Raw genomic sequence first — 25413 nt, forward strand, 5'->3', positions numbered from 1 at the left:
GCGGTAATACAACAGGAAAAAACTGATGCAGCAAACGAAAAAACTAGAATTATGGGTAGGCAGCTTTGTATTGGCTGGCTTTGCTGCCCTGCTGGTATTGATCTTCAAGGTTGCCGATGTCCAGAATTTAGGTGGCGCGGAGACTTATACCCTCAAGGCCCACTTCGACAATATCGGTGGTTTGAAAGTCCGATCACCCATCAAGGTCGGAGGGGTTACCGTTGGAAAGATTACAGACATTAGCCTAGATACTGATACGTATGTGCCAGTGGTTACACTGTCGATTGAGAAAAAATATGGTTATTTCCCTGAGACCAGTTCGGCAGCCATTCTGACTTCTGGTCTGCTGGGTGAGCAGTATCTGGGCATTTCTCCGGGCTTTGTTGATGAAGACATTGAAATGCTTGGTGACGGCGATCTACTTGAGGACACCAAGTCTGCACTAGTATTGGAAGATATGATTGGCCAGGTGCTGTATAGCATCGGCGGTGACAGTAATTAAGAGAGCACAATTATGAAATGGTTTCGCTATGTACTTATGATGTTTGTCTGCCTGCCGCTGGTTTCACAGGCCGCGCTGATTGATAAAACTAACCCTTATACCATGATGGATCAGGTTTCGCAGAAGACCTTTGCCCGCCTGAAGTCGGAGCAGAGCCTGATTCAGCAGAACCCTGAGCGTCTGCGTACCGTAGTGCGACAAGAGCTGCTGCCTTATATCAATACCCGCTATGCAGCATACAAGGTATTAGGCCCGCAGCTGAAGAAAACCACGCCGCAGCAGCGTAATGATTTTGTGGCAGCGTTCACTGATTATTTGGTCGCTTCCTATGCCCAAGTCCTGACCCAGTACACCGATCAGGACATTGAAATCGAATCACCTAAATCGATCCCGGCTGATCGCAGTGTGGTGTCTGTCCGGGTGGATATCGTCGATACCAAGCGCCCGCCAATCCGCCTTGATTTCAAGTTGCGTAAGAACAAGAAAACCGGCGAGTGGCAGGGCTTCGATATGGTGGCCGAAGGGGTCAGCATGATCTCGACCAAACAGAGCGAGTGGAGTGGCCAGCTTCGTAGCCAGGGTGTGGATGCCGTCACCCAGGATCTGAAGCGATTGGCGGCCAAGCCAATTCGTCGTGAGCCAGAAAACAATGACTAAGCAAAAGATTGAGTGGCAAGCTCAGGAAAATGGTCTTTACTGCTTGTCAGGGGCATTGGAACGTGACACAGTTCCAGCTTTTTGGCAGCAACGCCATGAATGGATGCCGAAGGATTGCCAGGTACAGTTGGATCTGGCAGCGGTCGGGCGTATCGATTCAGCCGGTATGGTGATGTTGCTACACATATACCAACAGCTGAGCCAAAATGGCTCTGAGCTGAAAATATTGAATGTGCCAGAGCAGCTTGTCACGCTGCTTCGTCTGAGTCACGTTGAGTCAATGTTAGCGGCTTGCATCGAGTGAGCTGCGAAAGAGGATAGCTTGTGGAAATCTCTGAAATTAAAGAAATTCTAGAAAATGCTCTGGAACTTGACGAAGTGATCGTCAAGAGCGACGGCAGTCACTACGAAGTGATTGCGGTTGGCGCAATGTTCGAAGGTATGAACCGTGTGAAGAAGCAGCAGGCTATTTACGGCCCGCTGATGGGACAGATCGCAGCGAATGAAATTCATGCGTTGAGCATCAAGACGTACACACCTGAAGAGTGGGCACGTGACAAAAAATTGATGTCGCTGTCTTAAGAGGTTAATGATGCAGAAGTTTCGAATCCAGGGCGGTGGCCCATTAAGCGGCGAAGTCTCCATTTCTGGTGCTAAGAATGCAGCATTGCCTATTTTGTTCGCAGCCCTGTTGGCCGAAGAACCGGTAGAAGTTGCGAATGTACCAAAGCTACGTGATATCGACACCACGATGGAGCTCTTGAGCCGCCTGGGTGCCAAGGTATCACGCAACGGCTCAGTGTATGTAGATGCTGGTCCGGTTAACGAATTTTGTGCGCCGTATGATTTGGTGAAAACCATGCGTGCGTCTATCTGGGCTCTTGGCCCGTTGGTAGCGCGTTTTGGCCAGGGCCAAGTATCGCTGCCGGGTGGTTGTGCGATTGGTGCACGTCCCGTTGATTTGCATATCCACGGCCTTGAGCAGCTGGGTGCAACAATCACCTTGGAAGAAGGTTACGTCAAAGCCACGGTTGATGGCCGCCTAAAAGGTGCTCACATCGTGATGGACAAGGTCAGCGTTGGTGCGACCGTGACTATCATGTCTGCGGCCACGTTGGCTGAAGGCACAACCGTTATCGAGAATGCGGCACGTGAGCCAGAAATCGTTGATACGGCGGACTTCCTTAATACCCTGGGTGCCAAAATCACCGGTGCGGGTACCGATACCATTACGATTGAAGGTGTTGAACGTTTGGGCGGTGGTTACCACGAAGTGGTTGCTGACCGTATCGAAACCGGTACTTTCCTAGTGGCTGCAGCGGTATCTGGCGGTAAGATTATGTGTCGCCATACGCGTCCATCACTGCTTGAGGCGGCGTTGGCCAAGCTGGAAGAAGCCGGTGCCAAGATTGAAACCGGTGACGACTGGATCAGCTTGGACATGACGGATCGCGAGCTGAAGGCAGTAAACATCCGTACGGCTCCGCACCCTGGCTTCCCAACGGATATGCAGGCCCAGTTCTCTCTGTTGAACCTGATTGCCAAAGGCACAGGCATCATTACCGAGACCATCTTCGAAAACCGCTTCATGCACATTCCTGAGCTGATCCGTATGGGCGCTCGTGCGGAAATCGAAGGCAACACAGTGATTTGTGGTGATACCGACGGCCTGAGCGGTGCGCAGGTAATGGCAACCGACCTACGTGCGTCTGCCAGCCTAGTGATTGCCGGCAGCATTGCCAAAGGCGAGACCATCGTTGACCGTATCTACCACATCGACCGTGGTTACGAGCACATCGAAGACAAGTTCAGCGCCCTAGGCATGAACATCGAGCGCTTTAGCGAGTAAGAGCTGCTCTGTTTGAATTGAATATGTGAGAAATCCTCGGCCTTGGCCGAGGATTTTTTTATGCGGCAATCAAAGTAGTGGCCCTTGGAAAAGCGGGCCCTAGACTCTGGGAAGAGCCGAAGAACATGACAATGATTTTGCTCCAGGCTTTGTTAGCCTTTAGCTTTTCCCCATTGCCTCGAGCCTGGGGCCTTCCGCCCCGAATCAATACCCATTCGGCTCGTCACCAATCCGAACCATCAGATCGGTTGGCTCGCCATTGCGCAGAACCTTCATTGGCACTTCTGTTCCCGGGCGAAGCTCGGTAACAATATCCAATACATTACGGCGGTCAGTAACCCGCTTGCCGTCAATTTCGATCAGGATGTCTTGTACCTTGAAACCAGCTTTGGCCGCAGGACCATTAGGATCCATGCCCATGACGATGATCCCGCTGATCTGATCGGCATCATAGAGCCTTGCCATTACCGGGTTGATATCTCGTGCTTCCAAGCCGATATAACCACGGATCACCCGTCCATCGGCAATCAACTTGTCCATGATCTTACGGGTCAGTTCATAAGGGATAGCAAAAGAAATACCGTAGGTTTCAATGTCGGTCGCCTGCTGGAAGGAGGCGGTATTGATGCCGACCAACTCGCCGCGGGTGTTGACCAAGGCACCACCGGAGTTGCCTTCGTTGATGGCGGCGTCGGTCTGGAGGAAGTCCTGCCTGCCGTAGAAGCTCATGCCTGAACGGCCAGTGGCCGAGATGATGCCGTAAGTTGTCGTCTGGCCGAGATTATAAGGGTTACCGATTGCCAAAACGACATCGCCAACTGCCGGGCGGTAGTCAGGACTGGTCGGGATAACAGGTAGGTTTTCGGCCTGGATCTTCAACACGGCCAAATCAGTACGCTGATCTTTACCAATCAGCTGGGCGGTAAGGATGCGGCCATCTTGTAGGGCGACGATGACCTGATCGGCCTCTGCGACAACATGGTAATTGGTAACGATGTAGCCTTTGTCGCTCATGATCACGCCGGAGCCAAGGCCCTGAGTGCTGAGCTGCAAACGGTCTTCGGCATTGTAGCGACGGTTATAGATATTCACGACAGCCGGTGAAGCACGGCGGACGGCATAGTTGAAAGAAACTTGAGTTTGGTTGACTTCAACCGGGGCCAATACCTGAGGCGTATCGAGCATTTGGGTTCGGAGATCAGGGAAGATCAGCAGTAGAGCGATGGCTGTAACGACACCAAGCAACGTTGATCTAGCCAAAAAAGCCAGCATGTTCGCTCCCTTGAATGAATAAACTACTGATAATAGTCGAAGAGGGTACCATTACCTTAGACAAGATACCAAATGTTGGCTGTGTATTTTATTGAATAATGTAGCGAAAGCTTAGCCGGGATATTTATGCGGCAATAGATATGGGGAGGGGGTATGGCAGCCGGTGTCGACCGGCTGCCGGGGGTAACGTTTAGCGGATGATGAGGTAGAGGATACTGTTGTCTCGTTTCACTTCGAGAGCCAGTACGCTAGGTTTCTTGTCCAGTGCTTTTCTTAGCTCACCCAGGTTACGGATTGGCTGGCGGTTGACACCAAGGATGATGTCGCCTTCACGCAAACCGTAGCGGGCTGCTTCGGAGTTTTCCTGCAGGCTGGTGACCTTAACCCCTTTGGCATCATCTTTTGAGGTGGTGTTGGCAAATTCGGCGCCGGCTAGGCCTTCATGCAAACTGTCGGCTTTGACCTTATTGACTGAGGCTTCCTGCAGCTTGGCTGTGACATCGAGCTCTTTGCCGTCACGGACAATACCCAGTGACACGTCTTTGCCTGCCCCTAGGGTGGCAATCTTCGCTCTGAGCTCACCGAAGGTGCGGATCTGCTTGCCATTAACCGACACGATAATATCACCGGCCTTCAAGCCTGCTTTCTCGGCTGCCGAGTCAGGCATGACCTGGTTGATAAAGGCACCATGGTTGGTTTCGTAACCGAAGGCTTCGGCTAGCTCTGAAGTGAGCTCACCGCCCTGAACGCCGAGGATACCGCGTTTGACCTCACCGAATTCAATGATCTGTTCGGTCAGGTTTTTCACCATATTGACCGGAATCGCAAAGCCAATCCCGACGTTACCGCCGTTCGGACCAAGAATAGCGGTATTGATACCGACCAGTTCGCCATTGAGGTTGACCAAAGCGCCGCCTGAGTTACCGCTGTTGATCGCGGCATCGGTCTGGATAAAGTTTTCGAAATTCTCGATATTCAGACCGCTGCGGCCCAGGGCTGAGATGATCCCTGAGGTAACTGTCTGGCCGAGGCCAAACGGGTTACCGATGGCAACCGCGAAATCACCGACCCGCAGTTTGTCTGAGTCGGCCAGTTTAATTTCGGTCAGATCGCTGACGTCTTTGAGTTTGAGCAGAGCGATATCTGACATCTCGTCGCTGCCGATCAGCTCGGCAGTGACTTCACGGCCATCGTGCAGCTGTACCATGATCTTATCCGCACCACCGATGACGTGGTGGTTGGTGACGATATAGCCCTTGTCGGCATCGACAATCACCCCCGAGCCCAAACCACGAAACGGGCGTTCGCGCATTTGTTCTTCAGGGAAGTCGGGGCCGAAAAAGAAGCGGAAGGTTTCTGGTAAGCGTTGTCTGGATACTTGTTTACCTTCAACGGCAATGCTGACGACAGCTGGGGTCACTTGCTCTAGCATCGGAGCTAGGCTGGGGACCTGCTGGTTGCTGACTGACTGGGGAAGGGCGGCGGTCGCCGTCACTGGGGTAATAACTGAGCTGATGCCGATAGTCAGGGCACTTAAAACAAGTAATGTTTTTTTCATTATTACTAAACTCCGGTTTTCAAGTCCAATCGCAGCCACACATCCTAGTGTGTTGATATGGCTGCTTAATCTCAGACTTGAAAACTGGTGTTTAGTTCCTAAGAATTTTCTTAGCTTGCCTTTGATTCTTCAGCCGCAGGCTTTGGCTCTTCGGTAACTACTTCAGGTTTTTGGTCCTTTAGTAGGCCCGTTGCGCCGTTGGCGTAATCGCGAGGTTGCTCGTCTTGGCTGTCTTTTACTTCTTTTACCGCTTCCAGTGTGCTGATGCGGTGTGCAAACGGGTTGTCTTGCTCTGGTAGGTTTGGCATTAGCTCGGTTGAGGTTTTCGCCATGTGCTCGTAAAGCTTGCTGTAGTCTTTGGCGATGTTATCAAGTAGCTCTGAGCTCTGGGCGAAATGATCGACCAGTTCCTGGCGGAATTGCTCGAGTTCGTATTTTGACTTATCCAGCTCTTTTTTCAGTTCTTTTTGCTGTTTCAAACCTTTGTTGCTCAGCCTCGTGGCAAAGGCACCGACAATGGCACCGGCAATGAAAATCAGCAGCGCATAAATCCAAGCCATGAAAAACTCCTTTTGCTCTTCTCTTATATAGGGACAGGGGGATAACGTACCACAGGCAGGCTAGCCTGCTGGGGGAGTGGTGTACGTACATCATCACGCCTGTTGTATAACATCGAGATTTAATTGGTGCTGAATAGCACGTCAACTTCATCTGCTCATCAACTTGTCTAGATACTATACATGTACATGAAGCAGCATGGTACTATCTCGCATACGGAGAATGACGGTTTGGGCTTTACAAGGATGACCCCACAACAAAAATACCAACAAGATCTTAAGCGTAGCGATTTCGTTGCCGATCCGGCTCAGGCAATGGCCGTTAGCCACCTGGATGATTTGTACCATCGACTTCAGGTGCCGAAGCCGGAAGTCACGCAAAGTTGGGTTGATCGCCTGATGCGCCGCCCGGCCGAACCGCCGGTACCGGTGAAAGGGCTCTACTTCTGGGGCGGTGTTGGGCGAGGCAAGACCTACCTGGTCGATACGTTCTTCGATTGCTTACCGACAGAGCGCAAGATGCGGGTTCACTTCCACCGTTTCATGCACCGGGTGCATCAGGAAATGAAGCAGCTGGAGCAGCAAAGCGATCCGCTGGAAGTGGTGGCCGAACGGTTTGCTGCCGAGACCGATATCATTTGTTTTGATGAGTTTTTTGTTTCGGATATTACCGATGCGATGATCCTCGGCACCTTGTTCGAAGCCCTGTTCCGCCGGGGAATTACTTTGGTGGCTACATCGAATATCCCGCCTGACGAGCTTTACCGTAATGGCCTGCAGCGGGCACGTTTCCTCCCGGCTATCGACCTTATCCATACCCATTGCGAAGTGGTCAATGTCGACTCGGGGGTAGATTATCGCCTGCGCACACTTGAGCAGGCCGAAATCTACCATTTCCCGCTTGATGAGCAGGCCGAACAGAACATGCTGCATTATTTCCAGCAGTTGGCTGCCGGTGAGCACCGGACGGGGGGGACTGTAGAGGTCAATAACAGGACCTTGCCTATCCGGCATGAGGGAGAAGGGGTGATCCACTTTGATTTTGCCACCCTGTGCCAGACTGCCCGCAGTCAGAGTGATTACATGGAGTTGTCGCAGATCTACCATACCGTCTTGTTATCAGAAGTGACCCAGATGCAAGAGGACGACAGTGACTCAGCAAGACGCTTTATTGCCTTGGTTGATGAATTCTATGAGCGCAATGTCAAACTGATCATCTCGGCCGAGGTCGAACTGGCCCAGCTTTATCAGGGCGAAAGGCTGGCTTTCGAGTTCAAGCGCTGTTGTTCAAGGCTTATCGAGATGCAGAGCCACGATTACTTGGCCAGCCCGCATCTCCCATAAGAATGGTTTGTACTGACAAGGTTCAACGATAGGGAAATAGCCCGAAAAGGTGGTTGATAACCTGTTGTTTTGGGCCTTAAAGCCTGCCAGAGAAAAAATCGCAATTTTTTTTCAAAAAAAGGTGATTTTTTCTCCACCCTTCCCTATAATCTTGCGACCCACCGTACCTGTAACGGCAAAAGCCGGGAGTGCCAACCACTCGAAGGGGTGATGAGAGGGCTCTGTACAGAGGGAGCAATGCTGCTCCTGTAAAGTGAAACTATTTAATTTTGGGTAAGAATTAGCATGAAAACTTTCGTTGCTAAACCAGAAACTGTAAAACGTGACTGGTATGTTGTTGACGCTGAAGGTAAAACTCTTGGTCGTCTAGCAACTGAAATCGCATCTCGTCTACGTGGTAAGCACAAGCCGGAGTACACTCCGCACGTTGACACTGGTGACTACATCGTAGTTATCAACGCTGAAAAAGTTGCAGTAACTGGTGCTAAGCGCACTGACAAGATGTACCACCACCACACTGGCTACATCGGTGGTCTGAAGTCTATCAGCTTCGACAAGCTTCTTGATAAGAAACCAGAAATGATTATCGAGACTGCTGTTAAAGGCATGCTTCCTAAAGGTCCTCTAGGCCGTGCTATGTACCGTAAGCTGAAAGTTTACGCGGGTACTGAGCACAACCACGCTGCACAACAGCCTAAAGTTCTAGACATCTAATTGGGGAAGATGACAATGGCAGAGAATCAATACTACGGCACTGGTCGCCGCAAAAGCTCAGCTGCTCGCGTTTTCATTAAACCGGGTACTGGTAACATCGTAATCAACAAGCGTAGCATCGAAGAATACTTCGGTCGCGAAACTGCTCGCATGGTTGTTCGTCAGCCACTTGAGCTAGTTGAAATGATTGAGAAACTAGATCTATACATCACTGTTAAAGGTGGTGGTATCACTGGTCAATCAGGCGCTATCCGTCACGGTATCACTCGTGCACTTATGGAATACGATGAGACTCTACGTCCAGCACTACGCGCAGCGGGTTACGTAACTCGTGACGCACGTAAAGTTGAGCGTAAGAAAGTTGGTCTACGTAAAGCACGTCGTCGTCCACAGTTCTCTAAGCGTTAATTTTACGCTTCAGAATTTATTCTGGAAACTGTGTGCAAAAGCTCAACCTTCGGGTTGGGCTTTTTTATTGCCTGAAAATCCTGTTATCCCTGTCACATCTGAGCAACAAACTGGCCTTGCTGAGGCCTATATCCACACCTTTGTTTGATCCTTTCTCCAGTTTAAATTTGCTGTACAACAGCCGTTTGCATTACACAAAGTAACAAAAAGAACATACCTCTCACATTTGTTGCGAAAAAGTAGCTTTATCTTGTCAAAAAGTGGGGTTTTCTTTATCATTTGGCGTGATAAGCAACAGCTTTATACCGCCACTTTAACCTTCCGGGTTGGAAGGGGTTGCTGCTGTTGTTTCTTTCCGTTTGAAAGTTAGCCGTAAGCTCCAGGGACGCACAAGGACATAATAATAATCCAGAGCGGGAGCACATGGGAGAATGTTGGATGAGCAATGCGCCAGTAAGTAACGGCCGACGCCGCTTCCTGACTGCGACGACTTCGGTTGTTGGAGGCTTAGGTGCAGCCGCTGTAGCCGTGCCTTTTATCAAATCTTGGAACCCGAGCGCGAAAGCAAAAGCCGCGGGTGCGCCAGTTGAAGTTGATATCAGCAAGTTGGAAGAAGGCCAGATGGTTCGCGTCGAGTGGCGTGGTAAACCTGTCTGGGTAGTCCGCCGTAGCGATGCTGTTTTAAATGAATTGGGTGGCCATGATGGCCAGCTTCGTGATCCGTCTTCGGCGGAACCGCAGCAGCCCGAATATGCCCAAAATAAATTTCGTTCAGTTAAACCTGAAATCTTTCTAGCCGTAGGTATCTGTACTCACCTAGGCTGTTCACCTACCTATTTACCAAATACCTTCAGTGAGCAGGTTAGCGGTATTTCGGCCGGTTTCTTCTGCCCATGCCACGGGTCGAAGTTTGACATGGCTGGCCGGGTTTTTGCGGGGGTGCCAGCACCATTGAACCTGGTCGTGCCGCCTCATACGTTCCTGGATGACAATACCATTCTGGTCGGTGTAGATGAGGAGGCTGCCTAATGGACGCTTTACTTGGATGGGTTGAAAAACGCCTGCCGATGATGAATGCCTATAAAAAGCATTTGTCGGAATACCCGATGCCGAAGAACTTTAACTTCTGGTATCTGTTCGGATCATTGGCCATGCTGGTACTGGTAAACCAGATCATTACCGGTATCTGGCTGACCATGAACTACGTGCCTTCCGGCGACGGGGCGTTTGCCTCGATCGAATACATCATGCGTGATGTTGAGTACGGCTGGCTGCTGCGTTATATGCACTCGACAGGTGCCTCGGCTTTCTTTGTCGTGGTCTACCTGCACATGTTCCGTGGCTTGATCTACGGCTCTTACCAGAAGCCACGTGAGCTACTGTGGTTGTTTGGTATGCTGATCTTCCTGGTACTGATGGCAGAGGCCTTTATGGGCTACCTGTTGCCATGGGGCCAGATGTCTTACTGGGGTGCCCAGGTAATCATCTCTCTATTCGGTGCGATTCCGGTGATCGGTGATGATCTGACACTTTGGATCCGTGGTGACTACGTGATCTCCGGTGCGACCCTGAACCGCTTCTTTGCCCTTCACGTTATCGCATTGCCTATCGTGTTGCTGCTGCTGGTTGTTCTGCACATTCTCGCGTTGCACGAAGTGGGCTCTAACAACCCTGACGGTATCGAAACCAAGCTGCCGAAAGGCACTAAGGGCGATGACTACAAGACCCAGTTCCCGTTCCATAGCTACTACAGCAAGAAATACGACATTATCGACTCGATTCCTTTCCACCCATACGGGACAGTGAAAGACATGGTCGGTATTGCGGTATTCGCCTTCCTGTTCAGCTACGTGATCTTCTTCAACCCAGAGATGGGCGGCTACTTCCTTGAGCCACCTAACTTTGAAGCGGCCAACCCGTTGAAGACCCCTGAGCACATTGCACCGGTATGGTACTTCACACCGTTCTACGCCATCTTGCGTGCGGTGCCGGACAAGCTGCTGGGTGTTATTGCGATGGGAGCCTCGATTGTGGTGCTGTTCCTGCTGCCATGGCTGGATCGCTGTAAGGTGCGTTCATACCGCTACCGCAGCAAGCTGCACCTGGCGAACATTGTCCAGTTCACTATCAGCTTCATTGCTTTGGGTATTCTGGGTGCACTGCCGGCAACGCCGACATACACCATCCTGGCGCAGATCTTCAGCTTTGCGTATTTCATGTTCTTCGTCCTGCTGTTCTTCTACAGCAAGAATGAAGCAACCAAACCATTACCAGAGAGGGTAACATTCAAATGAAGAAGTTGATTGTCATGCTATTTGCCCTGCTGCCGTCTCTGGCTATGGCGGCGGGACCATCGGTGCCACTGGACAAAGCCGGCAATGATCTGACGGACAAAGCCTCGCTTCAGCGTGGTGCCCAGACCTTCATGAACTACTGCTTCGGCTGTCATGCGACCCAGTACCAGCGCTACGAGCGAGTGGCGACGGATCTTGGTATCCCTGCCAACTTGATGATGGATAATATGGTGTTTGATCCGGAAGCCAAAATTGGTGATCTGATGGTCAATGCTATCCCGACCGAATACGCTGCAGCTTCGTTCGGTGCTCCGGCCCCGGATCTGACTATGGTTGCCCGTGTTCGTGGTAGCGACTGGCTTTACACTTACCTGCGCTCCTTCTATGCGGATCCTAGTCGTCCGTTTGGAGTCAACAACGTTGTCTTCCCGAGTGTGGGGATGCCACATGTTTTGGAAGAGCTGCAAGGTGTCCCGACTAAAGTGTACGAAACCCGCCTGATTGACGGTGAGGAAGTACAGGAATATGTCGGTATCAAATCTGACGGCACGGGTGAGTTGAATGACGAAGAATATGACGAGGCTGTTCGCGATCTGGTCAATTTCCTCGAATATTCAGCAGAGCCAATGAAGCTGGAACGCCAGCGTCTGGGTTACTGGGTCATGGGCTTTATTGTCATATTCTTTGTACTAACATTACTGTTGAAGAAAGAATATTGGCGTGATGTCCACTGATCAGGTAATCTAGTGGGTTAGAATCTCGCAATGGGGGCCGGTGCCCCCGTTGCTTTTTGTGTATTTAAGTATACTGGAGGGGTTAATGGCTGTTGCTGCCAATAAACGCTCTGTGATGACTCTGTATTCTGATGCTTCTGACATCTACAGCCATCAGGTGCGTATCGTACTAGCAGAAAAAGGTGTAAGCGTTGAAATCGAGCTGGTTGACCCAAAAAACCTGCCTGAAGACTTGCTAGACCTAAACCCGTACAACTCAGTGCCGACTTTGGTTGACCGTGAGCTTGCACTTTACCAAGCAAGTATCATTATGGAGTATCTGGATGAGCGTTTCCCTCATCCACCATTGATGCCTGTTTACCCTGTTGCTCGTGGTAACAGCCGTTTGATGATGTACCGTATCGAACGTAACTGGTACACATTGGCTGAGAAGATCAACAAAGGCTCTGCCGACGAAGCTGATAAAGCACGTAAGCAATTGCGTGAAGAGCTGCTGGCTCTTGCTCCTGTATTTGCTGAGTTCCCTTACTTCATGAGCGACGAGTTCAGCTTGGTTGATTGCTACCTGGCTCCGCTGTTATGGCGTCTGCCTGAAATGGGCATCGAACTGACTGGTGCTGGCGCTAAAGAAGTTAAAAACTACATGACCCGCGTTTTCGAACGTGATTCATTCTTGGCTTCATTGACTGAAGCTGAGCGCGAAATGCGTTTGGCTGGCAGCTAATGATGGACATCGACAACATGACACCGCGTCGACCATATTTGCTACGCGCTTTCTATGATTGGTTGGTAGACAACGATTTGACCCCTCACTTGGTGGTCGATGCTACGCTACCGGGTGTCAAGGTTCCGATGGAATTCGTTAGTGACGGACAGATTGTCCTGAACGTAGCCCCGCGTGCTGTGGGTAATCTGGAGTTGGGTAACGAGGCGATCAGCTTCAGTGCCCGCTTCAGCGGTCGTCCTCACTCGGTTATCGTTCCGCTTTATGCTGCAATGGCTATCTATGCGCGTGAAAATGGTGCTGGCACCATGTTCGAGCCTGAGCCTGCTTATGCGACAGATATGGCGGATATCGAAGAAGTGGAAGAGATTGCAGAAGATCATCAGGACGCGTTAGCACCTGTTGAGCCTGTGGCCGAAGCTGTTTCGGATATCGAACCTGATGATGAGCCACCACGTCCTCGTGGCCGTCCAAGCCTTCGTGTGGTGAAATAATCGTGTAGTTTGCCATTTATAGGTTAACTATTAGCATAAAAAAACGCAGCATTAGCTGCGTTTTTCTTTTTTGGACTTCGCTTGCTTGGAGTCGTCTTAGTTATCTGGATATTCGAAAACTTTGACGACTTTCTTGACGCCGGAAACATTGCGAGCGAGCTCTGCTGCAATATTACCTTGTTCGCGGCTGACATAGCCGAGCAGGAACACTTCTTCGTTTTCGGTGATCACCTTGATGGTCGCATCACGTAATTGCTTGCTGCCGATGAGCTGTGCCTTGACCTTAGTCGTCAGCCAGCTGTCTTTGCTGAATTCACCAAATTGTGGCAGCGGTCGGATCTGGATCTGATTGTAAACAGTGTTGACGTTTTTCAGCTCACGGATCTGCTGCTCCAGCTGGTGACTGTAGGTTTGCTCGGTAGCCTGGCCAACGAGCAGCACCTTGCCTTCAACAGCGATAGCATTGACCCGGGCATGCTGGCGATAGGGCGGCTTGTTGGCGAGCCCTCCGACTTCCATTTCGATCTCTTGGTCATACCATTGCTGTTTGGTCGAGCGAGTATCTGCCGGGTCAAGCGCGGCACAGGCCTGCAGGCCGAACGCCAGCAGGAGGACAATTAGCGGACGCCAGTTCATGGTTACCTTCCTTAGTCGTACTTATCCTTCGTGGTGGGGGAACAGAACCTTGTCGATAAGATCGCACAGGCAGTGAACCACCAGTAGTTGGCCTTCCTGGATACGAGCCGTGCGCTGGGACGGAATACGGATCTCGACATCCTGGATCCCCAGCAGTCCTGCCATTTCGCCACCGTCTTTGCCGGTCAGGGCAATGATGGTCATATCACGGGTCAGTGCCGCTTCCATTGCCTTGATAATGTTCTTGCTGTTACCGCTGGTTGATAGCACAAACAGGATATCGCCACCTTGCCCCAGGGCTCTGACTTGCTTGGAGAAGATTTCATCGTGGTGGTAGTCGTTGGCAACAGCTGTCAGTGTTGTGGTATCTGCCGTCAGAGCCAAAGCCGGAAGGCTTGGGCGCTCGGTCTCGAAACGGTTGATCAGGCAGGAGGCAAAGTGCTGTGAGTTTGCCGCCGAGCCACCATTACCGCAGCAGAGGATCTTGTTGCCATTGAGCAGGCTTTGCACCATGACCTGGGCTGCCTGGGAAATTGCGTCTGGCAGAGCCTCGGCGGCGGCAATCTGGGTTTGGATGCTTTCGGTGAAACTTTCTTTGATGCTCTCTAGCATGGATTAACCTTCTACTAGGGTGTTGGTAAACCATTCGATTTGCGGTGGCGTGCCCTCGAGTGAGACCACATCAAATCGAAACTCAGTATGTTCAATGGCAAAGCCATTTTTCTTTAGCCAAAACAAGGCAGCACGCTTAACGCGTTGCTGCTTGCGCCAGTTTACCGCTTCTACGGCCGAACCGTAATGATTGTTTTTGCGGAATTTGACTTCGACAAAGACCCAGCACTGCTGATGGCGCATGATCAGGTCGATTTCGCCACTGCGGCACTGGAAGTTGCGGGTGTGGGGTTGCAGGCCATGGCGGCAGAGATACTGCTCGGCCATGGCCTCGTAGGTTTGCCCTAGCTGGCGCTTATTGAGCTGGCTCAATACCGTTCCCGGTATAGATTGCCCAGCTCAGCTGGCGCTGGATCACGCACTGGTCATCAAGGCTGAGCTGACCGGTGTTGCCCTGGGTGCTGTAGTTATCGACCACACGCATCTGCGGTAGCTCGGACACCATTTTGTAGGCATCCATCCCGAAGGCGTGGAGGCGAACATCGGTATTCTTGCTATCCGGCCACAGCTCTTCATAGCGGTTCATGAAGTTGTGGTTGGCATCAACCAGCAATGGGATGTCGCTGAACTCGATGCCACGGATTTCCGAGGTATCTGCGTTGCGATCAGGGTAGCTGCGCGAGCTGGCATATAGCTTCGGTTGCGAGGCATCCGGGTTGATCGCCACTTCGATAAACGGCTTGAGCAGTGTTAGCTCATTGACGTTGGCAATCAGGTAAACCGCATCGGTATCACGGCGGCTACGCGGCTCTGCTTCCAGCTCCATGCCCAATACTTGCTGCATTTGCTGGATACGGCTCTGGCTGTCGGTCAAGCCAAATACCGAGGCAATTTCTTGCTGGATCTGCTTGCGTGAGCTGAACTGTCGGGTCGCCGGCGTCTTGCCGGTCAGCTGCTGCCACTGCTCGATGAAGGCATTGCTGACACGCTCACCGTAGCTGTTGCCCGGCGCCAAGACCATCGGATATTGATGTCCTTTGGCAAACAGGTGGCGGGCAGCTTGCTCGGCTTCTTGCTCCGGAGATAGCGAGAAGTAACACGCGTTGTCTTGAGTAAGCTGGCTTGGATCCGGCTCGTTCAGTGCCAGCAAGGCAATGTTGCTATTGTTGGCGCGCTGGAACTCAGTGATTTTGTTCTTGCGCAGTGGGCCAATCACCATTTCTACACCGCTTTGCTCAAGCTTGGCCATAATTGAAGCCATGCTTTCTGCCTCGGTATCGTAGACGGTCAGCTCAGTTTCGGCTTCGCGGCCGGAATCGTCGAGCATGGCATTGATAAAGCCATCGCGAACGGCCTTGCCTGACTGCTCGAAACGGCCGGTCAGTGGCAGCAATAGCGCCACGTTGTCTAGCTGGGCAATTTCCAGCGACATGATGCTGTCGAGATCAGTCGGTAGGTACTGGTTCGCCGGGTGATATGGGTTGCTACCCAGCCACTCTTCGACCATTGCCTTAAGCTTGGCTGGGCGCTGTGAGTAGGTGTTTTTCAGGACGGCTAACTGGATCCAGCCGCGCAGCACTTCTTCATCACCGGCGAGGGTGACAGATTGCAGCTGGTTATTGTTGTAGTTGGACAAGTCCTGCCAGAGGTTCTGCCAGTTGGCCGCTTTCTTGTCATTGCTCAGGTATTGATCCAAAGCAGTGCGGGAGCGGGCCGCATTGAGTGACTGGTTGGTCTGGCGGAACAGCTCGGCACGCAGCATGTGGTAGCGCAGGTACTGGCTGTCTGCCAGCGTCCACCATGGCTGGAAGTTGAGTGAATCAAGGGCGGCTTTAGGCTGACCTTGCTGGTAGCGCAGGGTCGTACGTGCCAACTGCCATTCGGCCATCTGCAGCGGATCCATGTTCATCCGGCTCAGGCGGTCGGCCAATTGCTCGGCCTGGTTCCATTGGCCTTCCTTGATCAATGCTTTGAGTGCCAGGATATTCCAGTTGATGCTCTCGGCACCTTCACTTGACTCGGCTTTGATCAGATAATTGGCTGCGCTATCAGTAGCGGCAGCTGTAATATCGGTGACCACGACAGGTTGGTTAGAGGTACTACAGCTTGCCAGAAGCACGGCAAGGGCTACAGGGGCTAACAGTCGTGATACACTTTTACGCTTATGGGTAAAATTGAGCATTGAATTCATTCAACTGTGACAAATTACTCTCTATATTAATTGCAGATGAGATCTTAGACAAATGAGTGAGACCAATTCATGCACGGTAGATGTCGCAACTTTGTACATCGTACCTACTCCAATCGGTAATTTGGCGGATATCACTCAGCGTGCATTGGACGTATTGGCAAATGTCGATCTGATTGCCGCCGAGGATACGCGACACACATCGCGCCTGCTGACCCATTTTTCGATCTCGACCCGCACCTTTGCGCTTCACGATCACAACGAGCAGCAAAAAGCTGACTATCTGATCGAGAAACTTCAGGGTGGTACCAGTATCGCTCTTGTATCCGATGCCGGTACGCCGCTGATCAGTGATCCAGGATACCATCTTGTCAATCGTTGTCGTCAGGCGGGTGTTAAAGTTGTCCCACTTCCAGGACCTTGCGCGGTGGTTACCGCATTGAGTGGTGCCGGTCTGCCGTCGGATCGCTTCAGCTTCGAAGGCTTCCTGCCGCCAAAAAGCAAGGGCCGTCGTGATCGCTTCCAGGAGCTGGCCAATGACGAGCGCACCATGATTTTCTACGAGTCACCGCACCGTATCATGGACTCGCTGGCAGACATGCTGGTTGTCCTCGGCCCAGAGCGTCAGGTCGTGCTGGCCCGCGAGCTGACCAAGACCTACGAGACTATCCACGGCGCGCCGCTGGGTGAGCTGATTGACTGGCTGGGTGAAGACAGCAACCGTACCCGTGGGGAAATGGTACTGCTGGTGGCAGGCCATCGTGCCGAGAAAGAAGATCTACCGGCTGATGCCCTGCGTACCCTAGGCCTGCTGGTCAAGGAACTACCGCTCAAGAAGGCCGCGGCCCTGACGGCAGAAATCCACGGCGTGAAGAAGAACGCGCTGTATAAGTGGGGACTGGAAAATCTAGATTAATTATTGGGGGGAGATGCTAGTTCCTAGATCCTTGTTCCTAGGAGTAGTGGGCCCTAGGAAAAAATGGTCCTCGGTCCTAGGAAAAGCGAAAAAGCAGGAGCAAGAGCTTGCTAGTTGATATTTGTATAGCGAGCGCTGCCGCCAGGACCCAGGACCCAGGACCGCTGTTGCTATTTCCACCGCTTCGCGCTTTTGTCGGCTTTTTCACTGGTAACTGTGAACTAAGTCCTATACAATCGCCCGCCTGAGTTGGCCAGGTAACCGCTGCCTCGTTGATGTCCTTTGGGAGACTGACGGGGGGGAGGAAAGTCCGGGCTCCACAGGGCAGGGTGCCAGATAACGTCTGGGAGGCGTGAGCCTACGACCAGTGCAGCAGAGAGCAGACCGCCGATGGCCCATTCTTCGGAGTGGTGCACAGGTAAGGGTGAAAGGGTGCGGTAAGAGCGCACCGCGCGGCTAGTAATAGTTCGTGGCACGGTAAACTCCACCCGGAGCAAGACCAAATAGGTCCCTAATGGCGTGGCCCGCGTTGGGGACGGGTAGGTTGCTTGAGCCTGTGAGTGATTGCAGGCCTAGAGGAATGGTTACCACCGCGCAAGCGGGACAGAACCCGGCTCATCGGCCAACTCACCCCTTTAAGTACGAAAGGTGATGTGAGGTCTCAAATGAGGCTTTACATCACCTTTTGTCGTTTTGGGCCCGGTGATTTTACCGTTGGCCTCTGCTTTAGCCTCCGCGATAAATTTCAAGTGATTGTTAGAATTGCGGCCCTCGGCTTGACATCTTTTTTATCAAATACGTACACTTTGCGGTGGGAATTTGCGGAAAATGCTTTTAAAACAGTGTTTTAATAGCCTAAGTTAATGAATTTCCACTGTTACTGGATTTTATGCCTACTTGTTGACTAACGGGTTGGCTCGCTTTTACAAGAGCTGAATAATTACTTATGTCTGAACAGTTTGAGCACGTCTCGGTTTTACTTCATGAATCTGTTGATGGCTTGGCCATCAAGCCAGATGGTATCTACATCGATGGTACATTTGGTCGCGGTGGACACAGCCGCCTGATCCTATCCCAGCTAGGTGAAAACGGACGCCTTTACAGTATTGACCGCGATCCCCAGGCGATTGCCGAAGCCCAGAAGATTGATGATCCACGCTTCAATATTATTCATGGCCCGTTTTCTGGCATGGAAAAATACATGGAAGAGCGCGATCTGATCGGTCGTGTTGATGGTGTGCTATTGGATCTGGGCGTTTCCTCGCCGCAGTTGGACGATGCCGAACGTGGCTTTAGTTTTATGCGCGATGGGCCGCTTGATATGCGTATGGACCCAACATCGGGCATTTCTGCCGCTGATTGGCTGGCAGAAGCCGAAGCCGATGATATTGCTTGGGTATTAAAAGAGTTTGGTGAAGAGCGTTTTGCCAAGCGTATTGCCCGTGGCATTGTGGCTTACCGTGAAGATCCTGAAAACGAGCCGTTGACTCGTACCACTCAGCTGGCCAAGCTGATCGCGGATGTGTCACCGTTCAAGGATAAGCATAAGCACCCGGCTACCCGAAGCTTCCAGGCAATCCGTATTTACATCAATAGCGAGCTTGAAGAGATTGAAACAGCCCTGAAAGGTGCAGTGAATATCTTGGCAACCGGTGGTCGCCTGTCGGTGATCAGCTTCCACTCGCTGGAAGATCGTATGGTTAAGCGCTTTATCCGCAAGCAGAGCAAGGGGCCGGAAGTCCCAGCAGGCTTGCCATTGACGGAAGAGCAGATCAAAGCACTGGGTAGTGCTGATCTCAAGCCGGTCGGTAAAGCGATCAAGCCATCGAAAAATGAAGTGAGCGACAATGCTCGCTCCCGTAGTTCTGTACTGCGACTGGCTGAACGCCTATGAACCAGCAGCCGGAACCAACAAACAACCTGGCCCAGATCATTGGCCGGGATTTGATCTCTGTCGGCCGTATTCCGCTGATAATGTTGGTTCTGGTACTGATTTCTGCCATGGGGGTGGTTTTGATCACCCACCATTCACGCCAACTGATTGCCCAGCAGGAGCAATTGCTTATTGAGCGGGATCAGCTCGATATCGAGTGGCGAAATCAGATCCTTGAAGAAAGTTCATTGGCCGAGCACAGTCGAATTGAACGTCTAGCCGAACAGGAGATGGAAATGCAGCGTCCATCCCGTGATAGCGAAATTATTGTTAAATAATGAAAATAACAAAATCCTTCAAGCGTTCTGACAAACAGAATCAACGTCGCCAAAAAGCGCCACCGGCATTCATCCCGTGGCGCTTTGGTGTTATTTGTACATGTATTTTACTGGCAATGGTCGCGCTGATAGCGCGCTCGGCCTATATCCAGGTCCTAGAGCCTGGCAAGCTTATCCAGGAAGGTGACCTGCGCTCGCTGCGGGTCAAGGCGCTCCCTTCTGCCCGCGGTATTATTTCCGATCGTAACGGCGAACAGCTGGCTGTCAGCGTCCCTGTCCAGGCGGTATGGGCTGATCCGGTCCAGATTTTCAAAAATGGTGGCTTGGCTCAGGCCGAGCGTTGGTATGCGCTGGCTGATGTACTGGGGCTGGATCGCCAAGGTCTGATGACGCGCCTCGAGAAGAACAGCAAACGCCGTTTTATCTACCTGCAACGTCAGGTCAGCCCCGCAATGGCTGCCTACGTCAGCAAACTCAAACTACCCGGCATTGGCCTTAAAGACGAATCCCGCCGTTTCTACCCTGCAGGTGAAGTCAGCGCTCACCTGATCGGTGTGACGGGTATCGACAGCCACGGCCTTGAAGGTGTAGAGCGAACCTACGATGGCTGGCTGACCGGGGAGCCGGGCCGCCGTACCGTGCGTAAAGACCGCTATGGCCGGGTGGTTGAGAATATCTCCCTCAAGAAGCGTGAGCCGGGCCAGTCACTTAGCTTGAGTATCGACCAGCGCTTACAGGCTGTTGCATACCGTGCAGTAAAACAGGCCGTTGCTGATTATCAGGCGACCTCCGCATCGGTGGTGATGGTCGATGTACGTACTGGTGAAGTGCTGGCGATGGTCAATGCGCCGTCCTACAACCCGAACAACCGTGACCAGCTGCAGAGCTTCAGGATGCGTAACCGTGCTATCACTGATGCGATGGAGCCGGGCTCGACCATCAAACCGTTTGTGGTATTGGCGGCGATGGAAAACGGCGTTGCCGATGAAGAGACTGTGATCGATACCGGCAACGGACTGATGCAGATCGGTGGTAGCCGGGTGCGCGATGTATCCCGTGTCGGCAAAGCGAACCTTGCCAAAATCTTGCAGAAATCCAGTAATATAGGTGTCAGTAAGCTATCGCTGGCGATGCCGGTTGATGCTGTGCTGGGGATGTACAGCAGCGTCGGTATGGGCGATGCGTCGGGTATCAACCTGATCGGTGAGGCACAAGGCTTCTTCCCTGATCGCCGTCGTTGGTCCGACTTTGAGCGTGCGACGTTGTCTTTCGGCTACGGTATATCTGTTACCCCAATTCAGTTGGTTCGTGCCTACGCCACGCTTGGCGCAATGGGTGTAAACCGACCGCTATCTATTCTCAAGACCGAGGCTGTGGTGCCAGGGCGCCAGGTGGTATCGGCTGAAAATACCCGCAAACTGCTCAATATGCTTGAGCTGGTTACCCATAAAGGGGGCAGTGCCCGCCGAGCGGCTGTTCCTGGCTATCGTGTCGGTGCCAAAACGGGTACGGCGAAAAAAGCTGCCGCCGGTGGCTATAGCGATGAATATGTGGCGATGACTGCTGGCTTGGCCCCGATCAGCAACCCACGACTGGCGATGGTTGTGGTGGTCAACGAGCCTCAGGGTGATGCTTATTACGGTGGTGCGATTGCTGCCCCGATTTTCTCCGAAGTAATGGAGAGCGCTTTACAGATTTTGAATATCCCGCCGGATGCGGGAACGCTTGAAGATTTAACCGTTGTGAACCACAGAGGCAATACCCATGCCGGAACCTAAACAAATACATGCTGTTGGTGAGCTGTTGTCACCATGGCTGGAAGGCCTTTGCCTGCCAGAATTCTTGGCGGCAGAGACCATTTCTGGGATGACCCTTGATAGCCGGCAGATCAGTGCCGGTGAGATGTTCGTAGCCGTGAAGGGCCACACTGTAGATGGCCGCAAGTTCATCACCAAAGCGCAGCAAGCCGGTGCGGCTGTTGTATTGGCAGAGGCCGATACCGAGCAGCCTTCTCTTGAGCATACCGACGGCGGTGCCGTGATTTATCTCCCTGCTCTTGGTGACTCGCTGTCGGCTATTGCCAAGCGCTTTTATGGCGCTCCGGATGAACAGATCGAAGTGGTTGCCGTAACGGGAACCAATGGTAAAACCACCATCAGCCAGATACTGGCGCAGTGGGCAATGCTGTTGGGCAAGCCTGCGGGAGTGATGGGGACCACAGGTAATGGTCTGTTGGGACAAATCCAGCCTGCGACCAATACCACGGGCAGCGCATTGGAAATCCCTTGCGAGCTGAACAAGATGGCAGGCCAAGGTGCCAGTTTTGCTGCGATGGAAGTCTCCTCCCATGGTTTGGTGCAGGGGCGAGTGAAAGCCCTTGCGTTCAAGGCCAGTATTTTTACTAATTTGAGCCGTGACCACCTTGATTACCACGGTGACATGGCAAGTTATGCCGCAGCGAAGAAAACCCTGTTTACCGAGCACCAGAGTGGTGTAGCGGTGATCAATGCCGATGATGACGTTGGTCGTGAATGGCTTGCTGATCTGCCGCAGGCAGTCGCAGTTGCCATGGCGCAGGAAAATGTTGCAGGCCATCAAGGTCAGACACTTTGGCTGGAATCGGTTGAATACAGCGCAAAGGGCGTGACTGTTGCTTTTGATTCCAGCTGGGGGGCAGGGCAGTTTACCGCACCTTTGGTTGGCGCGTTTAATGTCACTAATTTGCTGTTATCACTGGCCACCTTGCTGGCGACAGGCCATGAAATGGCGGCTTTATTGGCTGCGGCACCGCAGCTTCAGGCGGTAACCGGGCGCATGGAAGTTTTTCAAACGCCTGACAAACCTATGATGGTTGTTGATTATGCTCACACCCCAGATGCACTGGAAAAAGCCCTGCAGGCGCTGCGCGTACACTGCCATGGCAAACTCTGGTGCATTTTCGGTTGTGGCGGCGACCGTGATCGCGGCAAGCGCCCTTTGATGGCCGTGGCGGCGGAAAATCTGGCAGATCAGGTGATCCTGACCGATGACAACCCGCGTAGCGAAGCGCCGGAAGCGATTATGGCAGATATGCTGGCAGGTTTGGCGAAGCCGGAACTCGCCCATACCATTCATGACCGCCGCGAAGCATGTCAGTGGGCACTTACCCAAGCCGGCGCCGATGACATCGTTCTGGTTGCGGGTAAAGGCCATGAGGATTACCAAATCTTGGCTGACCGCACTATTCATTACTCCGACCGTGAGACGGTCGCCGAATTGCTGGAGGTAAAGGGATGATCCCGGTTCAACTTTCTCTATTGGCTGACGTATTGGATGGCCAACTGATTGGCGCTGACACGACTATCTCGGCTGTCTCGACCGATACCCGCCAGATCGCGGATGATACCCTGTTTATTGCTTTGATCGGCGAACGCTTTGATGCCCATGATTTCTGCCAGAACGCCAAAGAGCAAGGTGCAGCAGCATTGCTAGTAAGCAAGCACTTACCGGTTGAGCTCCCACAGCTGGTGGTTGATGATACCCACCAGGCGTTAGGCCAGCTTGGCGCTTGGCTAAAAGCCGAGATGGAGCAGCATCACGGCCTGAAGACGGTCGCTTTGACCGGTAGCTGTGGAAAAACCACGGTCAAAGAGATGACGGCGGCTATTTTGGCGCAAAAAGGCAAGGTGCTGGCAACGGGCGGCAACTTCAATAACGACATTGGCGTTCCGCTGACCCTGCTTCGCTTGGAGCCCAAGCATGAGTTTGCGGTGATTGAGCTCGGTGCCAACCACCAGAAAGAGATTTCCTACACCACCAATCTGGTCAAGCCTCAAGTGGCCTTGATTAACAACCTGGCTGCCGCCCATCTGGAAGGGTTTGGTTCGCTGGACGGGGTGGCGAAAGCTAAAGGGGAGATCTTCGAAGGCTTGGAAACGCGCGGTAAAGACGCCGTCGCGATTATCAATCTAGACTCTAATGCCCAGGAAAAATGGCAGTCAATGCTGGACAAGCATCAGCTGCAGACGTTTTCTGCGACTCAAGCTGACGCAGATTTTCACGCACTTGACATAAACATTAACAGTATGGGACGCGCTTGCTTTACAATGCGCACCCCCTTGGCAACATTTCCGGTCAGTTTGACGCTGGCAGGTGGTCATAATGTCGCCAATGCTCTTGCTGCCGCAGCGTTGGCTATGGCGATGGGGGCAACACCAGAGCAGGTAAAGGCTGGCCTGGGTGGCGTGGCAAATGTGAAAGGTCGTGCTGATGTGACCGAGCCGCGCCTTAACCTAAGGTTGGTCGATGATACCTACAATGCCAGTGTTGCGTCTGTAAAGGCCGCGATTGACTTGCTGGCCGGTTTTGATGGCCAGCGCTGGTTTGTACTGGGGGATATGGCTGAGTTGGGTGATGACAGTGCAGCACTGCACCAAGAAGTTGCAGAGTATGCGCGCGAGCGTCGTCTCGACAAGGTGCTGACATTTGGCGAAGCGAGCCAAATCGTCAGTACGCTCAACAACGGCCAACATTTTAACGATAAAACAGCATTGATTGATACGTTGCATCAGCAGCTTGATCCTTTGCTCAATGAAGACAACATCCAAGTGACAGTGCTAGCAAAAGGAGCGCGTAGCTCCCGCATGGAAGATGTGATTGTTGCACTGCAGGAACATAAAGAATGATTTACTGGTTAGCTGATTTACTGGAATCGACATTTCCATTTTTTCGACTGTTTGAATACCTGACTTTCCGCGCCATCATCAGCATCTTGACGGCGTTGATGCTGTCGTTGTGGATGGGCCCGCGTTTGATTGCCCGCCTGCAGATGCTGCAGATCGGCCAGGTGGTTCGCCACGATGGCCCTGAGTCACACTTTAGCAAGCGTGGTACCCCGACAATGGGCGGGATCATGATCCTGGCCTCCATTGCGATCACGGTATTGCTTTGGGCTGATCTGACTAACCCGTATGTTTGGGCGGTACTGACCGTGATGCTGGGCTACGGTGCAGTTGGTTTTGTTGATGACTACCGCAAGGTGGTACGCAAGAATACCGATGGCCTGATCGCCCGTTGGAAATACTTCTGGCAGTCAGTGATTGCACTGGGTGTGGCCTTTGCACTGTATGTTCATGGCCAGGACACCGTTGCCACTCAACTGGTGGTACCGTTCTTCAAAGATGTGATGCCACAACTTGGCTTGTTCTACATCGTCTTCACCTATTTCGTGATTGTCGGTACCAGTAATGCTGTTAACCTGACTGATGGCCTTGATGGCTTGGCGATTATGCCGACCGTAATGGTAGCTGGTGGCATGGCGTTCATCGCTTGGGCGACCGGTAACGTTAACTTTGCCAACTACCTGCACATTCCTTACCTCAAAGATGCCAGTGAGCTAGTGGTTGTCTGTACCGCGATTGTCGGTGCAGGTCTGGGCTTCTTGTGGTTCAACACTTATCCGGCTCAGGTCTTTATGGGCGATGTAGGCTCGTTGGCACTAGGTGGCGCATTGGGCACTATCGCCGTTTTGGTTCGCCAGGAACTATTGCTGGTTGTCATGGGCGGTGTGTTCGTGATGGAAACGGTATCGGTGATCCTGCAGGTTGGCTCATACAAACTGCGTGGCCAGCGTATCTTCCGTATGGCGCCAATTCACCACCACTATGAATTGAAAGGTTGGCCGGAGCCACGCGTTATCGTGCGCTTCTGGATCATTACCCTGATGCTGGTACTGATCGCGCTGGCAACCCTGAAGGTACGATAA

At 52.3% G+C, this 25413-nt stretch carries 27 protein-coding genes and 1 other RNA gene; 21 read left to right on the forward strand and 7 right to left on the reverse strand.

All coding sequences use genetic code 11. The features are described 5' to 3' along the window. The first annotated feature begins 25 nt into the window (after nt 1–25). Genes mlaD through murA form a run of 5 tightly spaced genes read left to right on the forward strand, consistent with a single transcriptional unit; the run spans nt 26 to nt 3008 of the window. Nucleotides 26–502, forward strand: coding sequence for an outer membrane lipid asymmetry maintenance protein MlaD (mlaD, locus tag ACXAD4_RS01655; RefSeq protein WP_475238199.1), 477 nt, complete (start codon nt 26–28; stop codon nt 500–502). Nucleotides 503–514: 12 nt separating this feature from the next. After that, the gene (gene mlaC, locus ACXAD4_RS01660) at nt 515–1159 is read left to right on the forward strand and encodes a phospholipid-binding protein MlaC (RefSeq protein ID WP_475238201.1); all 645 of its coding nucleotides are present in this window, start codon (nt 515–517) and stop codon (nt 1157–1159) included. After that, complete coding sequence (locus ACXAD4_RS01665; protein WP_475238202.1) at nt 1152–1463, forward strand: STAS domain-containing protein; 312 nt, start codon at nt 1152–1154, stop codon at nt 1461–1463. Before mlaC ends, ACXAD4_RS01665 begins: the two co-directional genes overlap by 8 nt. Before the next feature lie 20 nt (nt 1464–1483). Next, complete coding sequence (gene ibaG / locus ACXAD4_RS01670) at nt 1484–1741, forward strand: BolA family iron metabolism protein IbaG (protein WP_107300014.1); 258 nt, start codon at nt 1484–1486, stop codon at nt 1739–1741. A 10-nt stretch (nt 1742–1751) separates the two neighbouring features. Further along, nucleotides 1752–3008, forward strand: a complete 1257-nt coding sequence (gene murA, locus ACXAD4_RS01675; RefSeq protein ID WP_475238204.1) for a UDP-N-acetylglucosamine 1-carboxyvinyltransferase — start codon at nt 1752–1754, stop codon at nt 3006–3008. A 204-nt stretch (nt 3009–3212) separates the two neighbouring features. Here the strand turns inward: murA and degS are convergent, their stop codons facing one another. The 3 genes from degS to zapG form a co-directional block, all read right to left on the reverse strand. Then, nucleotides 3213–4280 (reverse strand): outer membrane-stress sensor serine endopeptidase DegS, encoded by a 1068-nt coding sequence (gene degS, locus ACXAD4_RS01680; protein WP_475238207.1) that lies wholly within the window; start codon nt 4278–4280, stop codon nt 3213–3215. Between the two features lie 190 nt (nt 4281–4470). Beyond that, a complete protein-coding gene (locus ACXAD4_RS01685; RefSeq protein WP_475238209.1) occupies nt 4471–5838 on the reverse strand; it encodes a Do family serine endopeptidase in 1368 nt (455 codons plus the stop codon). A gap of 110 nt (nt 5839–5948) precedes the next feature. Then, nucleotides 5949–6398, reverse strand: coding sequence for a Z-ring associated protein ZapG (gene zapG, locus ACXAD4_RS01690; protein WP_317523719.1), 450 nt, complete (start codon nt 6396–6398; stop codon nt 5949–5951). Between the two features lie 243 nt (nt 6399–6641). Between zapG and zapE the strand changes: the two genes are divergently transcribed. The 8 genes from zapE (at nt 6642) to sspB (ending at nt 13107) form a co-directional block, all read left to right on the forward strand. Continuing rightward, on the forward strand, nt 6642–7739 hold the full coding sequence (gene zapE / locus ACXAD4_RS01695) for a cell division protein ZapE (protein WP_475242684.1): 1098 nt from the start codon (nt 6642–6644) through the stop codon (nt 7737–7739). A gap of 285 nt (nt 7740–8024) precedes the next feature. After that, nucleotides 8025–8453, forward strand: a complete 429-nt coding sequence (gene rplM / locus ACXAD4_RS01700) for a 50S ribosomal protein L13 (RefSeq protein WP_107300019.1) — start codon at nt 8025–8027, stop codon at nt 8451–8453. 15 nt (nt 8454–8468) lie between these two features. Further along, nucleotides 8469–8861, forward strand: coding sequence for a 30S ribosomal protein S9 (gene rpsI / locus ACXAD4_RS01705; RefSeq protein WP_107300020.1), 393 nt, complete (start codon nt 8469–8471; stop codon nt 8859–8861). A 438-nt stretch (nt 8862–9299) separates the two neighbouring features. Next, on the forward strand, nt 9300–9890 hold the full coding sequence (gene petA, locus ACXAD4_RS01710) for a ubiquinol-cytochrome c reductase iron-sulfur subunit (protein WP_107300021.1): 591 nt from the start codon (nt 9300–9302) through the stop codon (nt 9888–9890). Beyond that, nucleotides 9890–11155 carry a cytochrome b gene (locus ACXAD4_RS01715; RefSeq protein ID WP_475238212.1) on the forward strand — a complete coding sequence of 422 codons (1266 nt, stop codon included), beginning with the start codon at nt 9890–9892 and terminating at the stop codon, nt 11153–11155. Before petA ends, ACXAD4_RS01715 begins: the two co-directional genes overlap by 1 nt. Further along, entirely contained in the window at nt 11152–11889 is a 738-nt protein-coding gene (locus ACXAD4_RS01720; protein ID WP_317523717.1) for a cytochrome c1, read from the forward strand. The genes ACXAD4_RS01715 and ACXAD4_RS01720 overlap by 4 nt, the downstream gene beginning before the upstream one ends. Nucleotides 11890–11974: 85 nt before the next feature. Beyond that, on the forward strand, nt 11975–12613 hold the full coding sequence (gene sspA, locus ACXAD4_RS01725; RefSeq protein ID WP_475238213.1) for a stringent starvation protein SspA: 639 nt from the start codon (nt 11975–11977) through the stop codon (nt 12611–12613). Between the two features lie 2 nt (nt 12614–12615). Beyond that, nucleotides 12616–13107, forward strand: coding sequence for a ClpXP protease specificity-enhancing factor (sspB, locus tag ACXAD4_RS01730; protein ID WP_475242685.1), 492 nt, complete (start codon nt 12616–12618; stop codon nt 13105–13107). Between the two features lie 96 nt (nt 13108–13203). On the opposite strand, the gene ACXAD4_RS01735 is transcribed toward sspB, so the two are convergent. From ACXAD4_RS01735 to ACXAD4_RS01750, 4 genes are read right to left on the reverse strand one after another with little or no spacing between them, the layout of a single operon-like run. After that, entirely contained in the window at nt 13204–13743 is a 540-nt protein-coding gene (locus ACXAD4_RS01735; protein WP_475238215.1) for a BON domain-containing protein, read from the reverse strand. 21 nt (nt 13744–13764) lie between these two features. Next, nucleotides 13765–14355, reverse strand: a complete 591-nt coding sequence (locus tag ACXAD4_RS01740; protein WP_107300027.1) for a phosphoheptose isomerase — start codon at nt 14353–14355, stop codon at nt 13765–13767. 3 nt (nt 14356–14358) lie between these two features. Next, complete coding sequence (locus ACXAD4_RS01745; protein ID WP_475242686.1) at nt 14359–14682, reverse strand: YraN family protein; 324 nt, start codon at nt 14680–14682, stop codon at nt 14359–14361. A gap of 28 nt (nt 14683–14710) precedes the next feature. Next, nucleotides 14711–16537, reverse strand: a complete 1827-nt coding sequence (locus ACXAD4_RS01750; RefSeq protein ID WP_475238217.1) for a penicillin-binding protein activator — start codon at nt 16535–16537, stop codon at nt 14711–14713. 61 nt (nt 16538–16598) lie between these two features. Between ACXAD4_RS01750 and rsmI the strand changes: the two genes are divergently transcribed. The 8 genes from rsmI (at nt 16599) to mraY (ending at nt 25413) form a co-directional block, all read left to right on the forward strand. Beyond that, nucleotides 16599–17459: a 16S rRNA (cytidine(1402)-2'-O)-methyltransferase gene (gene rsmI / locus ACXAD4_RS01755; RefSeq protein WP_475238219.1), complete on the forward strand. Its 861-nt coding sequence runs from the start codon at nt 16599–16601 to the stop codon at nt 17457–17459. Between the two features lie 245 nt (nt 17460–17704). Then, nucleotides 17705–18093, forward strand: an RNA gene (gene rnpB / locus ACXAD4_RS01760) — RNase P RNA component class A. Nucleotides 18094–18405: 312 nt separating this feature from the next. Beyond that, a complete protein-coding gene (rsmH, locus tag ACXAD4_RS01765) occupies nt 18406–19353 on the forward strand; it encodes a 16S rRNA (cytosine(1402)-N(4))-methyltransferase RsmH (RefSeq protein ID WP_317523711.1) in 948 nt (315 codons plus the stop codon). Further along, complete coding sequence (gene ftsL, locus ACXAD4_RS01770) at nt 19350–19670, forward strand: cell division protein FtsL (protein WP_187461043.1); 321 nt, start codon at nt 19350–19352, stop codon at nt 19668–19670. The genes rsmH and ftsL overlap by 4 nt, the downstream gene beginning before the upstream one ends. Continuing rightward, nucleotides 19670–21448, forward strand: a complete 1779-nt coding sequence (ftsI, locus tag ACXAD4_RS01775) for a peptidoglycan glycosyltransferase FtsI (RefSeq protein ID WP_475238222.1) — start codon at nt 19670–19672, stop codon at nt 21446–21448. The genes ftsL and ftsI overlap by 1 nt, the downstream gene beginning before the upstream one ends. Beyond that, nucleotides 21435–22946 (forward strand): UDP-N-acetylmuramoyl-L-alanyl-D-glutamate--2,6-diaminopimelate ligase, encoded by a 1512-nt coding sequence (murE, locus tag ACXAD4_RS01780; protein ID WP_475238224.1) that lies wholly within the window; start codon nt 21435–21437, stop codon nt 22944–22946. Before ftsI ends, murE begins: the two co-directional genes overlap by 14 nt. Beyond that, nucleotides 22943–24334 carry a UDP-N-acetylmuramoyl-tripeptide--D-alanyl-D-alanine ligase gene (gene murF, locus ACXAD4_RS01785; protein WP_475238226.1) on the forward strand — a complete coding sequence of 464 codons (1392 nt, stop codon included), beginning with the start codon at nt 22943–22945 and terminating at the stop codon, nt 24332–24334. The genes murE and murF overlap by 4 nt, the downstream gene beginning before the upstream one ends. Further along, nucleotides 24331–25413 (forward strand): phospho-N-acetylmuramoyl-pentapeptide-transferase, encoded by a 1083-nt coding sequence (gene mraY / locus ACXAD4_RS01790; RefSeq protein ID WP_317523706.1) that lies wholly within the window; start codon nt 24331–24333, stop codon nt 25411–25413. The genes murF and mraY overlap by 4 nt, the downstream gene beginning before the upstream one ends.

The organism is Photobacterium sp. AWH4_225, from assembly GCF_056158405.1.

Bases quoted from the DNA above. Each gene is read 5' to 3' on its own strand.
- mlaD (WP_475238199.1), top strand. From the start codon at position 26: ATGCAGCAAACGAAAAAACTAGAATTATGGGTAGGCAGCTTTGTATTG.
- mlaC (WP_475238201.1), top strand. From the start codon at position 515: ATGAAATGGTTTCGCTATGTACTTATGATGTTTGTCTGCCTGCCGCTG.
- ACXAD4_RS01665 (WP_475238202.1), top strand. From the start codon at position 1,152: ATGACTAAGCAAAAGATTGAGTGGCAAGCTCAGGAAAATGGTCTTTAC.
- murA (WP_475238204.1), top strand. From the start codon at position 1,752: ATGCAGAAGTTTCGAATCCAGGGCGGTGGCCCATTAAGCGGCGAAGTC.
- degS (WP_475238207.1), bottom strand. From the start codon at position 4,280: ATGCTGGCTTTTTTGGCTAGATCAACGTTGCTTGGTGTCGTTACAGCC.
- ACXAD4_RS01685 (WP_475238209.1), bottom strand. From the start codon at position 5,838: ATGAAAAAAACATTACTTGTTTTAAGTGCCCTGACTATCGGCATCAGC.
- zapG (WP_317523719.1), bottom strand. From the start codon at position 6,398: ATGGCTTGGATTTATGCGCTGCTGATTTTCATTGCCGGTGCCATTGTC.
- zapE (WP_475242684.1), top strand. From the start codon at position 6,642: ATGACCCCACAACAAAAATACCAACAAGATCTTAAGCGTAGCGATTTC.
- rplM (WP_107300019.1), top strand. From the start codon at position 8,025: ATGAAAACTTTCGTTGCTAAACCAGAAACTGTAAAACGTGACTGGTAT.
- rpsI (WP_107300020.1), top strand. From the start codon at position 8,469: ATGGCAGAGAATCAATACTACGGCACTGGTCGCCGCAAAAGCTCAGCT.
- petA (WP_107300021.1), top strand. From the start codon at position 9,300: ATGAGCAATGCGCCAGTAAGTAACGGCCGACGCCGCTTCCTGACTGCG.
- ACXAD4_RS01715 (WP_475238212.1), top strand. From the start codon at position 9,890: ATGGACGCTTTACTTGGATGGGTTGAAAAACGCCTGCCGATGATGAAT.
- ACXAD4_RS01720 (WP_317523717.1), top strand. From the start codon at position 11,152: ATGAAGAAGTTGATTGTCATGCTATTTGCCCTGCTGCCGTCTCTGGCT.
- sspA (WP_475238213.1), top strand. From the start codon at position 11,975: ATGGCTGTTGCTGCCAATAAACGCTCTGTGATGACTCTGTATTCTGAT.
- sspB (WP_475242685.1), top strand. From the start codon at position 12,616: ATGGACATCGACAACATGACACCGCGTCGACCATATTTGCTACGCGCT.
- ACXAD4_RS01735 (WP_475238215.1), bottom strand. From the start codon at position 13,743: ATGAACTGGCGTCCGCTAATTGTCCTCCTGCTGGCGTTCGGCCTGCAG.
- ACXAD4_RS01740 (WP_107300027.1), bottom strand. From the start codon at position 14,355: ATGCTAGAGAGCATCAAAGAAAGTTTCACCGAAAGCATCCAAACCCAG.
- ACXAD4_RS01745 (WP_475242686.1), bottom strand. From the start codon at position 14,682: ATGGCCGAGCAGTATCTCTGCCGCCATGGCCTGCAACCCCACACCCGC.
- ACXAD4_RS01750 (WP_475238217.1), bottom strand. From the start codon at position 16,537: ATGCTCAATTTTACCCATAAGCGTAAAAGTGTATCACGACTGTTAGCC.
- rsmI (WP_475238219.1), top strand. From the start codon at position 16,599: ATGAGTGAGACCAATTCATGCACGGTAGATGTCGCAACTTTGTACATC.
- rsmH (WP_317523711.1), top strand. From the start codon at position 18,406: ATGTCTGAACAGTTTGAGCACGTCTCGGTTTTACTTCATGAATCTGTT.
- ftsL (WP_187461043.1), top strand. From the start codon at position 19,350: ATGAACCAGCAGCCGGAACCAACAAACAACCTGGCCCAGATCATTGGC.
- ftsI (WP_475238222.1), top strand. From the start codon at position 19,670: ATGAAAATAACAAAATCCTTCAAGCGTTCTGACAAACAGAATCAACGT.
- murE (WP_475238224.1), top strand. From the start codon at position 21,435: ATGCCGGAACCTAAACAAATACATGCTGTTGGTGAGCTGTTGTCACCA.
- murF (WP_475238226.1), top strand. From the start codon at position 22,943: ATGATCCCGGTTCAACTTTCTCTATTGGCTGACGTATTGGATGGCCAA.
- mraY (WP_317523706.1), top strand. From the start codon at position 24,331: ATGATTTACTGGTTAGCTGATTTACTGGAATCGACATTTCCATTTTTT.